Below are 12,820 nucleotides of genomic sequence, written 5' to 3'. Positions count from 1 at the left end.
CCCTTTTCCACCGACCTGAAAGACTGACTTGGCCACTCCCAATTACGGATACGAAAAGCGCCAGCGCGAGCTCGCCAAGAAGAAAAAGAAAGAGGAAAAGCTCAAAGCCAAGGCCGCTGGTCGCCAGCACCAGGACACCGATGCGCCCGAAGAGCCGGGTGCCGGATCGCCTGACGCGCCCGGTGACGCACCGGCGGGCGGCGACAGCGCGGCCGACTGAGCCCGCTGGTTCCCACGTCGGCCGGCGCTTGGGCGCTCAGGCCGGGTGGGTGGCTGTGGCCTCGTCGGCCATCAGCGTCCGCGCCGCCTGCGCCAGGGCGTCGGGCGACCGGTCCCGCAGCACCAGCGGCCGGGCCTGCGCAAACCGCGTGAAATTGCGCGCGATCGACTGGGCGTACATCGGGTCGTAGTGGCCGGTGAGCAGTTCCAGCACCACCTCCGGTGTGTGGCCCGCACGCACCTTCCCCGTCCAGCCCGACACCACTTGCTTGCCCCGCAGTTCCGTGAGCGCCTCCAGGCGTTCGCAGAACGCCGCCGGGTCCTTCACGAAGAAGTCGTAGTCCTCCAGCAGCAGGGCCACCCGCTCCTCGTCGCCCAGGCGCAGGTCGATGCAGGGGCTGGCGCGCATGGCGTCGATCAGCGCTTCGTTCACGCGCACATTGCCCACCTTTTTGCTCTCGCTCTCGACGTACACCACCCGGCCCGGGTCGAAGCCCCGCAGGGCCGCCCAGACCAGGGAGTCGAAGCGCTTCTGGCTGGGTTGCGGCTGGCCGGGGATGTGGCCCAGCACCGAGCTGCGGTGGCTGGCCAGGGCCTCGAGGTCGAGCACCTGAGCGCCCTGGGCGGCCAGGGCATGCAGCAGGCGCGTCTTGCCGCTGCCGGTGGGGCCGCAGACCACGCGGTACGACAGGCCCTGGGCCAGGACAGGCAGCGCTTCCACCAGCGCGGCGCGCCAGGCCTTGTAGCCGCCTTCGATCAACGTCACGCGAAAGCCGATCGCGCCCAGGATGGTTGCGAGCGCGCCGCTGCGGTTGCCGCCGCGCCAGCAGTAGGCCAGCGGCTTCCAGCCCTTGGGCTTGTCGATCACCTCGCGTTCGATGTGGGCCGCGATGTTGCGCGCCGACAGCGCCGCGCCGCGCTTCTTGGCCTCGAAGGGGTTGACCTGCTTGTACATCGTGCCGATGTCGATGCGCTGCTGGTTGTTCAGCGTGGGCCAGTTCACCGCGCCGGGCACGTGGTCGAGCGCGTACTCGTCTTCGGTGCGCGCGTCGATGAGGGTGTCGAAATCGGCGAGGCGGGCCATCGCCTCGGCGGCGCTCAGGATGTGGACGGGCATGCCCGATTATCGGGCGGCGAGCAGCTTGCGCAGTTCGGGCCAGACGTTGTCGCGCATCGTGGCCTGGGCAGATTCGTTGGGGTGGATGCGGTCGGCCTGGAACAGCGCGGTGGGGTCTTTGGTGTCGGCCACGCCCTTGAGGAAGAAGGGCACGAGCGCGGTCTTTTCGGCCTTGGCGACGGTGGTGAACACCTCCCGGAATTCCTGCCCGTACTTCGCGCCGTAATTGGGCGGCATCTCCATGCCCAGCAGCAGCACCTTGGCACCGGCCTCGCGCGAGAGGCGGGCCATGGTCGCGATGTTGTCGCGCGTCATGTTCAGCGGCAGGCCGCGCAAGGCGTCGTTGCCGCCCAGTTCGATCACCACCAGGGCGGGCTGGTGCTGCTTGAGCAGGGGGGCGATGCGCGAGCGCCCGCCCGAGGTGGTGTCGCCGCTGATGCTGGCGTTGACCACACGGGCGCGAACTTTTTCCTGTTTCAGACGCTCATCCAGCAGGGCCACCCAGCCGGTACCGCGCTTGAGGCCGTATTCGGCGCTGAGCGAATCTCCCACCACGAGGATGAGCGGATCGGCGGAAGCGGTGGCCTGAGCATGGGTGAAGCCAGAAGACCCCGCGGCGGCCAGGGCGCACAGCGCGCTGGCCAGCACGTTAAAGTGACGGCGTTTCAACTTGAGAAGTCCTTCCATGTCCGATGTGATGATTGCGGTCCAGCATGTGTTCAAGTCCGTGACCGACTCCACCGGCTCCCTGACGATTCTGCGCGATATCGATTTCACCCTGAACAAGGGGGAAACCGCCGCCATCGTGGGCGCGTCCGGGTCGGGCAAGAGCACGCTGCTGTCGATCGTTGCGGGTTTGGACACGCCCAGCAGCGGCACAGTTCACATCGACGGCGTCGATTTGTTCGCCCTGGACGAAGACCAGCGTGCCGCGCTGCGCGCGCAGAAGGTCGGTTTCGTGTTCCAGAGCTTCCAGCTGCTGGGCAACCTCACCGCGCTGGAGAACGTGATGCTGCCGCTGGAACTGGCCGGCCAGCGCGATGCGCGTGCCACCGCCACCCAGATGCTGCAGCGGGTGGGCCTGGGCGAGCGCCTGTCGAGCTACCCCAAGGTGCTCTCGGGCGGTGAACAGCAGCGCGTGGCCCTGGCGCGCGCCTTCGTGGTGCAGCCCTCGGTGCTGCTGGCCGACGAGCCCACCGGCAGCCTGGATTTCGCCACCGGCGCCCGGATCATGGAACTCATGTTCGAGCTCAACCGCGAGCAGGGCACCACGCTGGTGCTCGTGACGCACGACCGCGCCATCGCCCAGCGCTGCGAGCGTCGCATCACCATCGAAGCCGGCCAGGTGGCCGCCGAGGCCGAAGCGGCCTGAGGCGCCTTCAGGGGGAGGCCGGGCGCAGCCGCTGCCAGAGTTCGGCGACTTCGTCGTCGACCTGTGCGGCCGGGTGTTCCGGCTCACTCAGGGTTTCCAGCAGGCGCGTCAGCAGCTCCACCCGGGGCAGCACCGGCCCGAAGAACAGCACCCGATCGCCCCGGCCCACCAGGACCGTGGGCAGGGTTTCCACGTCGAGGTCGCCGAGCAGCGTGGCCTCGTCTTCGATGTCCAGCCAGCGCCAGCGCAGGTGCGGGAGGCTGCTGGCCGTCTCGTCGATCACCGGTTTCCAGTCGCGGCAGGTGCCGCACCACTGGGCGCACAGGCTGACGACATGGAGGGGTTCAGCGGCCAAGCGGTCCCCTGAGCTGCTGCACGTCCAGCGCGCTGACCGGCGGTGCCTGGTTGCCCCATTGGGTGCGCACATAGGTCAGTACGTCGGCCAGTTCCTGGTCGTTGAGCTGCAGCACGAACGGGGGCATGCCGAAGGGGCGCGGATGACCCTCGGTGGCCGGGCCGAAGCCGCCGTTGAGGACGATCTGCACCAGGTTGGCGGGGGAGGCCATGGTCACCGCGCGGTTGCCGGCCAGGGCCGGGTAGGCCGTGGTGCCCTGGCTGGTGATGCCTTCGCCCTGGTTGCCGTGGCATTGGGCGCAATGCTGCTCGTAGCGCTTGCCACCCACGCTGAGCGCGCGGCTGTCGGCGGCGGGCGGCTTCTCGCTGCGCGACGCGGGCGGCTTGGGCAACTGCTGGAGGTAGCTGGCCATGGCCCGCAGATCGGCCGGTGCCCAATGCTGTGTGCTGTGCTGCACCACCTCGGCCATGGGGCCGGAGACCAGCGCGTCGCGGGCGCGGCCGTCCTTGAACAGGGCGACGATCTCGTCGACGGACCAGTCCTGCAACCCGGCCTCCGCCGGATCGAGCAGCGAGGGGGCGTACCAGCGTTGCATGGGGATCAGCCCGCCGGAGAGACCGAGCATGTCGCCCTGGCCGCCCAGCGCATCGCGCGGCACATGGCAGGCGCTGCAATGGCCCAGGCCGTTGACGAGGTAGGCGCCGCGCAGCATCTCGGGTGCGCGCGCGGCCGAGGTCGGCGGCTCCTCGGGGCCGGCCTTGAAGTACAGCGTGCGCCAGGCCTTGAGCGCGAGCTGCGTGTTGTAGGGCCAGCGGATGTCGTGCGGCGGCACCGGCGCGTCCACCGGGGGCAGGCTGCGGAAGTAGGCGTAGAGCGCGTCGCTGTCTTCGCGCGTGACCTGGGTGGTGTTGTTGTACGGGAAGGCCGGGTTGAGCCAGCGGCCGTCCGGGCCCTGGCCGTGGTGCATGGCGCGCCAGAAGTCGTCGGCGCTCCAGGGGCCCAGGCCACTCTCGCTGGGGGTGAGGTTGCTGCCGTACACGGTGCCGAACGGCGTGGGCAGGGCATAACCGCCGGCGAACGGCTCGCCGCCGCGGGGGGTGTGGCAGGCCTGGCAGTTGCCCAGCACCGAGAGGTAGCGACCCCGCTCGATGGTGTTCGGATCGCGCAGGTCGGCGGCCACGGTGGCGGGCGGCACGGCGATGGGCTGCGCAGGCCAGGCGAGCCAGGCCACCACGGCCACGCCGATCAGCAGCAGCACGGCGAACGCGCGCAAGGCGATGCGGCTCATGGGCGGCCTCCCTTGGGCGGCATGGCACTGCCGCATTGCAGGGGCAGGGGCGCAGCACCGGGCGCCACGGCGTGGGTGTTCGCCGGCAGGCGCTGGGTGGAGAGCCAGGCGCTCACGGCCGCGATGTCGCGGATGTCCAGGCGCTGGGCGATGTCGGCCATGCAGTCGGGCGCGTGGGCCTTGCGCTGGCCGGTGCGCCAGGCGCCGAGCTGCGCGTTGAGGTAGTCGCGCGGTAGCCCCAGCAGGCCGGGCGTGGCGGGCTGCACGCCGGTGAGGGCCGCACCGTGGCAGGCGACGCAGGCGGGCAGGCGGCGCGCGGCATCGCCATGCAGGGCCAGCTGTTCACCGCGCTGCAGTTCCTGCGGCGTGGCTTCCGCCTTGGCCGGCGCGGGGTAGGGCACGTCCATGGCGGCGAAGTGCTCGGCGATCTCCAGCAGGTAGGCGTCGCTCAGCGGGTCCACCATCTGTGTCATGAGGCGGTAGGTGCGCCGGCCATCGCGGAAATGCAGCAACTGGTTGTAGAGGTAGCCCGCCGGCTTGCCCGCCAGGCGCGGGTAGTAGCCATCGGGCGCGGCGCGGCCCTGGTTGCCGTGGCAGGCGGTGCAGGCCACCATGCGCTGGGCCATGGTGTCTTCGAAGGTGGGTGGCTGCGCGGCGGCCGGGAGCCCCACGCAGGCCAGGGCGAGCAGCAGGGAGGGGCGCCAGTGCGGTGGCAAGGTCAAGCGGGAGAACAGGGTCATGTCGTGGGGAACGTTGAGGGTGAGAGCGTGGACAGGGCGGTTCGGTTCCAGTCGGTCGGGCAGGGCAGGCCCGGGGCCAGCGCCGCCGCCACGGGGGCCAGGCGCTGGGGCAGGTCGGGGCCGAACAGCCATTCGTCTTCGCGGAAGAACACGTGTTCGAGGCGCAGCGTGCCGGCGAGGGCTTTCCCGGGCCAGTTTGCGCCAGTATCGGGCACGACCGACAGGCCGTCTTCCTCGCTGCGCAGCAGCACCCAGTGGTCCACCGGGCCGTTCAGGCGCACCGGCGCGATCAGGGAGAAGCCGGCCCACTGCAGGTTGGGCACCGGTTGGAGTTCACCGCGCAGCAGCCAGCCCCGGCCGGTGTCGTGCGCGTACAGCGCGTCGAACGAAGGGGCCACGGTGGCCGCCCGCTCGCCGCTCAGGAAGTCGGCCAGCCAGTGCTCGCGCAGGGCGACGTTGGGTGACTGGAGCAGCGCCTCGATGGCCAGGCGCTGGGCCCACAGCAGCCAGGCCGCGGCCGGGTCGTGCCGCGCCAGTTCGGCCGCGCCGGCCGCCAGCGCGGCCAGCCCTTCGCCCGCACCGCCCAGGTGGGCGGGCACGCCGCAGCGCAGCAGGCCGCTGTCCACCACCTCGCGCAGCGCGTCGAGGCCGGGTGGGGCCGGTGGTGGTTTCGTGGGTTCCAGGGACATGCCGCCATCGTGGCCCAGGCTCATCTGATTCGCAAGATGCAGTTTTATTGAAAAAATACCAGATCAGAAGCGCCTGCTGATCTGTTCTGATCCGCTTGCATTGCGCCGCATCTGAGCCGTGGCAGATGCGGCGCACCGGGCGATACTGGCCCGATGATGTTCCCATTCCCTGATGATCTTGGGCCGCGCGCCAGGCGCGTGGCTGGGTGTGTGGCCGCCGCTGCGCTGCTGGCCGGCCTGCAGTGGCTGGGCGACGCCCTGGTGGCCTTGCTGGGTTGGCCCTTGCCCGGTTCGTTGCTGGGCTTGCTGATGCTGCTGGGCCTGCTGGCGCTGCGCGGTGGCGTGCCGCGCGGCCTGGACGAGGTCACCGCGCCGCTGCTGCGCCACCTGATGCTGTTCCTGATCCCCTCGGTCGCGGCCGTCGGGCTGTACGGCCACCTGCTGTGGCAGCACGCGGCGCTGTTCGCGCTGGCGGCCACGCTGGTGACGGCGTGCACCCTTGCTGTCACCGGCTGGACCCTGCACCGGCTGATGCGCCGGCGGCAACCGTGAGCGCGGCCGTGCTCTGGACGCTGGTGACGCTCGCGGCCTACGCGGCGGCGCTGTGGCTGTACCGGCGCAGCGGCCACCACCTGCTGTGTCTGCCGGTGCTCACTGGCACGGCCCTGGTGCTGGGCGCGCTGGCGCTGGCGGGCACGGGCTATCCCGTTTACGCCGAGGGCACCCGCCTGCTGCGCTGGCTCACCGGGCCGGCCATCATCGCGCTGGCCGTGCCGCTGTACCAGCAGGCTGCGCTGTTGCGGCGCATGGCGCTGCCGCTGCTGGGCGCCTTGCTGGCCGGGTGCCTGGCCTCGGTGCTGGGCACGCTGCTGCTGGCCCAGGGCCTGGGCTCGCCGATGCCTTTTGCGCTGTCGATCGCTCCCAAGGCCGCGACCATGCCGATCGCCATGCAGGCGGCGGAGCGGGCCGGCGGTCTGCCCGCGGTCGCGGCCCTGGCCGTGGTGGCCACCGGCGTGTTGGGCACCCTGTTCGCGGGCCCGGTGCTGCGGTTGCTGCGGCTGGACGATGCGACCACGCGCAGCTTCGCGCTGGGCCTGGTGGCGCACGCCATCGGCACCGCGCGCGCCCTGCAGACGCACCCCGGCAGCGTGGCCTTCGCCGCGCTGGCGATGGGCCTGAACGGCGTGTGCACCGCACTGGTGATCGCGCTGCTGGCGCGCTGGTTGTGACAGACCCGACGATGCGGCCGCTAAGATCGGCCGACCCCCTTCACGATGCCGATCCGATGAGTGGCGCCCGCCTCACCCGCTACCAGCAACTGGCCGAAGAAATCGCCGATGGCATCCGCGCCGGCCTGCTGCGCCCCGGCGAGCGCCTGCCCTCGGTGCGCCAGACCTGCGAGCAGCGCGGCGTGAGCCCGTCCACCGTGTTCCAGGCCTATGGGCAGCTGGAGTCGCAGGGGCTGGTGGAGGCGCGGGCCCGGTCGGGCTTCTTCGTGCGCGCGACGCGCCGCCCCGCGCGCTCCGCACCGCAGGCCGCACGGCCCAGTGGCGAGGCCACGCCGGTGGCCATCAGCGAACTGGTGTTCGAGCTGCTGGGCTCCACGCGCGACGCCGACGTGGTGCCGCTGGGCTCGGCCTTTCCGGCGCCGCACCTGTTCCCCTTCGACGCGCTGGCGCGCAGCGGCGCGCGCGCCATGCGCCGGCTGCCGGCGGCCCGCATCACCGGCGCGCTGACCGCGGGCGACGTGGGCCTGCGCCAGGCGGTGCGGCGGCGCTACGCGCTGCACGGCGTGCCGCTGGCCGAGGACGAACTGGTCATCACCAATGGCGCCATGGAAGCGCTCAACCTGTGCCTGCAGGCGGTGACCCAGCCCGGCGACGTGGTGGTGGTGGAGTCACCCACCTTCTACGCCGCGCTGCAGGCGCTCGAGCGCCTGCACCTCAAGGCGGTGGAGGTCGCCACCGATCCGCGCGAAGGCGTGGACCTGGACGCCCTGGCCGCGCTGCTGGAGCGCCAGTCGGTGGCGGCATGCTGGTTCATGCCCAGCTTCCAGAATCCGCTGGGCGCGCTGATGCCCCCCGAGCGCAAGCAGGCGCTGGTGGCCCTGCTGGCGCGCCACCGCGTGCCGCTGATCGAGGACGACGTGTACGGCGAGCTGCACGCCGGGGCGCGCCGCCCGCCGCCGGCCAAGGCCTTCGACCGCGAAGGCGGTGTGCTGCATTGCTCGTCGTTTTCCAAGTGCCTCGCGCCGGGCTACCGCGTGGGCTGGGCCGCGGCCGGGCGCTACGCCGGGGCGGTGGAGCGACTGAAGATGTCGAGCTCGCTGGCCACCGCCATCCCGCCCCAGCTCGCGCTGGTGGACTACCTCGCGCAGGGCGGCTACGACCGCCACCTGCGCCGCTTGCGCGAGGCGCTCGCGGGCCAGCAGCAGCACGCGCTGCGCCTGGTGGAGCGCCACTTTCCGGCCGGCACGCGCGTCACGCGCCCGCTGGGCGGCTACTTTCTCTGGCTGGAGCTGCCGCCCACGGTGGACGCGCTCGCGCTGCACCACCGCGCGCGAGAACGCAACATCAGCACCGCGCCGGGTGTGCTGTTTTCAGCCGACCGGCGCTTCAAGCACCACCTGCGGCTCAACGTCGGCCACCCCGGCGATCCCCGTTTCGATGCGGCGCTGCGCCTGCTGGGCGAGCTGGCGCAAACCGCCTGAGGACGGCCAGCGTCGATAATCCCCGGATGTCTTCCCCCAAAGTGCTGTTCGGCTTTCACGCCGTGGGTGTGCGCCTGAAAACCGCGCCGCAATCCATCATCGAGATCTACTACGAGCCGACCCGGCGCGACGCGCGCATGCGCCAGTTCCTGGACAAGGCGCGCGAAGCCAACGCCCGGCTGATCGAGGCCGACGGCCTGCGCATCGCCAAGCTGGCCGGCAGCCATGGGCACCAGGGCGTGGCCGCGCGTGTGGAAGCCGTGGCGCAGGTGCGTTCGCTCGACGACCTGCTCGAACAGCTCGAGCCCACCGGCATCCCGCCGCTGCTGCTGGTGCTCGACGGCATCACCGACCCGCACAACCTGGGTGCCTGCCTTCGCGTGGCCGACGGGGCCGGCGCGCACGCCGTGATCGCGCCCAAGGACCACGCGGCCGGCATCAACGCCACCGTGGCCAAGGTGGCCAGCGGCGCGGCCGAGACCATGCCGTACTTCATGGTCACCAACCTCGCGCGCACGCTGGGTGAGCTCAAGGAACGCAACATCTGGGTCATCGGCACCAGCGACGACGCACCCAAGACGCTCTACCAAGTCGACCTCAAGGGCCCGGTGGCGCTCGTGCTCGGCGCCGAAGGCGCGGGCATGCGCCAGCTCACGCGCAAGACCTGCGACGAGCTGGTGAGCATCCCCATGGCCGGCGCCGTCGAGAGCCTGAACGTCTCGGTGGCCAGCGGCGTGTGCCTCTACGAAGCCCTGCGCCAGCGCAGCTGAACACCATGCGGGACACGGTGCGCGGCTGGGTTCGGGACGCGCGCCACATCGCCGTGCTCACCGGCGCGGGCATGAGCGCCGAATCCGGTGTGCCCACCTTTCGCGACGCGCAGACCGGCCTGTGGGCGCATTTCGATCCGCAGGAACTCGCCACCGAGTCGGCCTTCCGGACCCACCCGCAGCGCGTGTGGGACTGGTACGCGCACCGCCGCGAGATGATCCGCGCCGTGTTGCCCAACGCGGGCCACGCGGCGCTGGCGGCTTTCGCGCGGCAGCACCCGGGGCGCCTGACCCTGATCACCCAGAACGTGGACGGACTGCACCAGCGCGCCGGGAACACCGACGCCCTGGCCCTGCACGGCAGCATCGCCGAAGACCGCTGGCTCGATGCGCCGCGCGCCTGCTGCCAGCCCGACGCCATCCAGGCCGGCCATCCGCCGCGCTGCCCGGTGTGCGGCAACCTGCGGCGCCCGGCCGTGGTCTGGTTCGGTGAAAACCTGCCGGCCGATGCGCTCGAAGCCGCCGAACACGCCGCGCGCCACTGCGACCTGATGCTGGTCGTGGGCACCTCCGGCGAGGTCTACCCGGCGGCGGGCCTGGCCTTCACGGCCCACCAGAGCGGCGCGCGGGTGGTCATCGTCAACCCCGAGCCGACCCCGCTGGACGTGGTGGCCGAGACCTGTCTGCGGGAGACGGCGGCGGCGTGCCTGCCGGCCTTGCTGGCCTGAACCGGGTTACGCTGTCGTTCACCCCTCCCACCTCACCCGCACAGGAGACGACCCATGACCCACCCCGTCCTCGACACATGGCACAACCTGGTGCAGACCCGCAACGCCAGAGGCCTGCGCGAGCTGCTGGCCGATGAGGTGGTGTTCCATTCGCCGGTCGTGCACACGCCGCAGGCCGGCAAGGCGGTGACGACGCAGTACCTCGCGGCGGCGTTCCAGGTTTTCTTCAATGCCTCGTTCCGCTACGTGCGCGAGGTCGTCGGGCCGCGCGACGCGGTGCTGGAGTTCCAGGTGGAGATCGACGGCATCACCGTCAACGGCGTGGACATGATCCGCTGGAACGACGAGGGCCGCATCACCGATTTCAAGGTCATGATCCGCCCGCTCAAGGCCATCAACCTGATCCACCAGAAGATGGCGGCGATGCTGCAGGCGAACCAGTAGGCCGGGCCTCAAGGGGCGAGCTCGGCGAGGTCTCCCGTTGCCAGCCAGCGCAGCACCTGATCTCTGTGGCCGTCGAGCACCGGTGCCGGGCCGCTGTGCGGCGCAATGCCGCCGGAGAATTTCACAGGGAAGTCCACGACGCGGCTGCCACCATCGTCGCAGGGGCGCGACACGCCGCGCGCCACGACGTGCGGATCGTCCAGCAGCTCGTCGTATGCCAGCACCGGTGACCAGGGGATGTCGCGGGTGCCGAACTGTTCCGCCCACTGCCCCAGGGTCTTCGTGGCGAAGAGCGCTTTCAACAGGCCGTTGAGTCGGCGTTTGTGGCGAAGCCTGTCGGGCCTCGAGGCAAAGTCCGCGGCGCCCAGGGCAGGGCAGTCCGGCGCCAGGGCGTCGCGCAGGTTGTCCCAGAACTTCTCCTCCAGGATGCCGAGCGCGATGAAGCGGCCGTCCGCGGTGGCGAAGAGGTCGTTGTCGGGCATCACATGGCCCATCTTCTCGATGTCCTTGCCGGTTTTGCGCACCATGCTGTCGATGCCTGGGATGGTCCAGGCGGTCATGGCGTCGTGCAGCGACACGTCCAGGTGCTGGCCCTGGCCGCTCAGGCGCGCCGTCATCATGGCCACCACCAGCGACAAGGCCGCGTACATCGAACCGCAGTAGTCCGACAGGCGCACGTTGGGCCGCCCGGTGTGGTTGTCCACCTGCGAGGGCACGGCCCAGTAGCCGGCCAGCGCCAGGTAGTTCAGGTCGTGCCCCGCGCGCTGCGCATAGGGGCCGGTCTGGCCGAAGCCCGAGATCGAGCACAGCACCAGGGCCGGGTTCATTTCGCGCAAGGCCTCATAGCCCACGCCCAGGCGGTCCATCACGCCGGGGCGAAACCCTTCGATCAAGGCTTGGCTGCGCCGCGCCAGGCCCTTGAGCACGGCCTGGTCATCCGCATTTTTCAGGTCCAGCGCGATGGAGAGCTTGCCCCGGTTGTACTTGGCGAAGGTGTCGGCACCCAGCGCGCGGCCCGAATCGCCGCCCTGCGGGCGCTCGACCTTGATGACGGTGGCGCCCAGTTGCTGCAGCAACATGGCGGTGTGAGGGCCCGGGTGGAGCTGGCCGAGGTCGAGCACGACCTGGCCCGTCAGGCAGGTGGGAGGGACAGCGGTGTTCATGCCAGGATCGCTTTCGCGATGGTGTTGCGCTGGATCTCGCTGGTGCCGGTGAGGATGCGGTACAGCCGCAGCCGGCGAAAGGCGAACTCCACCGGGTGGTTCTTGGTGACGCCCACGTTGCCGTGGATCTGCACCGCCTTGTCGGCGATCTCGAAACACTTCTCCGACACGAAGAGCTTGCACATCGCGCCCTCCATGCGCACGTCGCCGCCTTCGTCGGCCTTCTGTGCCGCGGCCAGCACCATGCCTTCGCAGGCGTACAGCCCGGTCGCCATGTCGGCGAGCATGTGCTGGATGGCCTGGAAGCGGCTGATGGGGCCGCCGAACTGGCGGCGTTGCTGGGCGTATTCGAGCGAGAGGCGCAGGCACAGGCGCGCCAGGCCGATCATGTTGGGGCAGTGCAGCAGGCGGTTGACGTTGACGCGCGCCATCGCGATCTTGAAACCACCGCCTTCTTCACCGATCAGGTTGGCGCGCGGCACCCGCACCTGGTCGAAATGGATGTCGGCATCGACATGCTGGCCCGTCATCGGCAGGTAGTCGTAGGTGAGCGAGACGCCGAGTGCGTCGAGGTCGACCAGGATGGCCGAGATGCCCTGGGCGCCGGCGTCCGGGTCGGTCACGCACATCACCACGGCGAAGTCGGCGAACGCGGACGCGGTGATGTAGTGCTTGTGCCCCGTGATGATGTAGTCGTCGCCGTCGCGCACGGCGCGGGTCTGGATGCTGGCGGCGTCGGAGCCGGACTGGGTTTCCGTCATCGCGAAACAGGCGCCTTTTTCGCCGCGCGCCACCGGCAGCATGTAGTGCTCCAGCTGGTAGGGCGAGGCGTACTTCACGAGGTTGCCGATGCGCGAGGGGCCGCCCCAGTCACCCAGGACGTGAGGGAAGAGCACGGCGCCCGAGGCCGCCACGTCGGCCTTGAGGATGGCCAGATCGCGCACGCTCAGACCCAGGCCGCCCAGCTCCGGCGGCAACTGCAGCCCATAAAATCCGAGTTCGCGCGAGCGCTTCCAGATGGTCTTGGCGAAGTCTCTCGAGAGCTTGTCCTCGTAGGCGATGCCGGCCGATTTTTCGAAGGGGATCAGCTCTTCGTTCAGGTAGGCGTTGAGCCGTTCGCGAAGGCTGGCGAGGTCGGGATAGGTCGCTGTCGTCATGGTGGTGTGCCCGTGAAAAGTGGGTGTCGGGTGGATCATGTCGCGCGGATCGGGCGCGGCGATCCGCA

Annotated in this window: 16 protein-coding genes; 8 read left to right on the top strand and 8 right to left on the bottom strand. The window is 70.4% G+C overall.

Annotation, left to right across the window (positions count from 1 at the left end):
• Positions 1-28 precede the first annotated feature (28 nt).
• Positions 29-220, top strand: coding sequence for a hypothetical protein (locus AC1Q9M_RS01475; protein WP_382158405.1), 192 nt, complete (start codon positions 29-31; stop codon positions 218-220).
• A 36-nt stretch (positions 221-256) separates the two neighbouring features.
• Here AC1Q9M_RS01475 and mnmH read toward each other — a convergent pair whose 3' ends face one another.
• Positions 257-1,336 carry a tRNA 2-selenouridine(34) synthase MnmH gene (gene mnmH, locus AC1Q9M_RS01470; protein WP_382324444.1) on the bottom strand — a complete coding sequence of 360 codons (1,080 nt, stop codon included), beginning with the start codon at positions 1,334-1,336 and terminating at the stop codon, positions 257-259.
• 6 nt (positions 1,337-1,342) lie between these two features.
• Entirely contained in the window at positions 1,343-2,023 is a 681-nt protein-coding gene (locus AC1Q9M_RS01465; RefSeq protein ID WP_382324445.1) for an arylesterase, read from the bottom strand.
• Between AC1Q9M_RS01465 and AC1Q9M_RS01460 the strand changes: the two genes are divergently transcribed.
• Positions 2,022-2,708: an ABC transporter ATP-binding protein gene (locus tag AC1Q9M_RS01460; protein WP_291113326.1), complete on the top strand. Its 687-nt coding sequence runs from the start codon at positions 2,022-2,024 to the stop codon at positions 2,706-2,708. The two genes, AC1Q9M_RS01465 and AC1Q9M_RS01460, sit on opposite strands and share 2 nt — an antisense overlap.
• A gap of 7 nt (positions 2,709-2,715) precedes the next feature.
• On the opposite strand, the gene AC1Q9M_RS01455 is transcribed toward AC1Q9M_RS01460, so the two are convergent.
• The 4 genes from AC1Q9M_RS01455 to AC1Q9M_RS01440 are packed head-to-tail and all read right to left on the bottom strand — an operon-like array spanning position 2,716 to position 5,780.
• Positions 2,716-3,063 (bottom strand): thioredoxin family protein, encoded by a 348-nt coding sequence (locus AC1Q9M_RS01455; RefSeq protein WP_291113328.1) that lies wholly within the window; start codon positions 3,061-3,063, stop codon positions 2,716-2,718.
• Positions 3,053-4,351: a c-type cytochrome gene (locus tag AC1Q9M_RS01450; protein WP_291113330.1), complete on the bottom strand. Its 1,299-nt coding sequence runs from the start codon at positions 4,349-4,351 to the stop codon at positions 3,053-3,055. Before AC1Q9M_RS01450 ends, AC1Q9M_RS01455 begins: the two co-directional genes overlap by 11 nt.
• Positions 4,348-5,091 carry a c-type cytochrome gene (locus AC1Q9M_RS01445; protein ID WP_382324451.1) on the bottom strand — a complete coding sequence of 248 codons (744 nt, stop codon included), beginning with the start codon at positions 5,089-5,091 and terminating at the stop codon, positions 4,348-4,350. Before AC1Q9M_RS01445 ends, AC1Q9M_RS01450 begins: the two co-directional genes overlap by 4 nt.
• Positions 5,088-5,780 (bottom strand): acyl-CoA dehydrogenase family protein, encoded by a 693-nt coding sequence (locus tag AC1Q9M_RS01440; protein WP_492432080.1) that lies wholly within the window; start codon positions 5,778-5,780, stop codon positions 5,088-5,090. Before AC1Q9M_RS01440 ends, AC1Q9M_RS01445 begins: the two co-directional genes overlap by 4 nt.
• A gap of 210 nt (positions 5,781-5,990) precedes the next feature.
• On the opposite strand from AC1Q9M_RS01440, the gene AC1Q9M_RS01435 reads away from it, so the two are divergent.
• Genes AC1Q9M_RS01435 through AC1Q9M_RS01410 form a run of 6 tightly spaced genes read left to right on the top strand, consistent with a single transcriptional unit; the run spans position 5,991 to position 10,432 of the window.
• Positions 5,991-6,332, top strand: coding sequence for a CidA/LrgA family protein (locus AC1Q9M_RS01435; RefSeq protein WP_382324455.1), 342 nt, complete (start codon positions 5,991-5,993; stop codon positions 6,330-6,332).
• Complete coding sequence (locus AC1Q9M_RS01430; RefSeq protein WP_444686428.1) at positions 6,329-7,009, top strand: LrgB family protein; 681 nt, start codon at positions 6,329-6,331, stop codon at positions 7,007-7,009. The genes AC1Q9M_RS01435 and AC1Q9M_RS01430 overlap by 4 nt, the downstream gene beginning before the upstream one ends.
• A gap of 56 nt (positions 7,010-7,065) precedes the next feature.
• Positions 7,066-8,490 (top strand): aminotransferase-like domain-containing protein, encoded by a 1,425-nt coding sequence (locus AC1Q9M_RS01425; RefSeq protein WP_492432077.1) that lies wholly within the window; start codon positions 7,066-7,068, stop codon positions 8,488-8,490.
• A 26-nt stretch (positions 8,491-8,516) separates the two neighbouring features.
• Entirely contained in the window at positions 8,517-9,260 is a 744-nt protein-coding gene (rlmB, locus tag AC1Q9M_RS01420; protein WP_291113339.1) for a 23S rRNA (guanosine(2251)-2'-O)-methyltransferase RlmB, read from the top strand.
• Positions 9,261-9,265: 5 nt separating this feature from the next.
• Entirely contained in the window at positions 9,266-9,988 is a 723-nt protein-coding gene (locus AC1Q9M_RS01415) for an SIR2 family NAD-dependent protein deacylase (RefSeq protein WP_492432075.1), read from the top strand.
• A gap of 54 nt (positions 9,989-10,042) precedes the next feature.
• Complete coding sequence (locus AC1Q9M_RS01410; RefSeq protein ID WP_382324457.1) at positions 10,043-10,432, top strand: nuclear transport factor 2 family protein; 390 nt, start codon at positions 10,043-10,045, stop codon at positions 10,430-10,432.
• An 8-nt stretch (positions 10,433-10,440) separates the two neighbouring features.
• Here the strand turns inward: AC1Q9M_RS01410 and AC1Q9M_RS01405 are convergent, their stop codons facing one another.
• Together AC1Q9M_RS01405 and AC1Q9M_RS01400 are read right to left on the bottom strand one after the other, a co-directional pair.
• Positions 10,441-11,595 carry a CaiB/BaiF CoA transferase family protein gene (locus AC1Q9M_RS01405; protein ID WP_382324459.1) on the bottom strand — a complete coding sequence of 385 codons (1,155 nt, stop codon included), beginning with the start codon at positions 11,593-11,595 and terminating at the stop codon, positions 10,441-10,443.
• Positions 11,592-12,752, bottom strand: coding sequence for an acyl-CoA dehydrogenase family protein (locus tag AC1Q9M_RS01400; RefSeq protein WP_382324461.1), 1,161 nt, complete (start codon positions 12,750-12,752; stop codon positions 11,592-11,594). Before AC1Q9M_RS01400 ends, AC1Q9M_RS01405 begins: the two co-directional genes overlap by 4 nt.
• Positions 12,753-12,820 lie beyond the last annotated feature (68 nt).

Source organism: Hydrogenophaga sp. GW823-FHT04C09, assembly GCF_058796355.1.
This window is presented reverse-complemented; position numbering and strand designations above follow the sequence as displayed.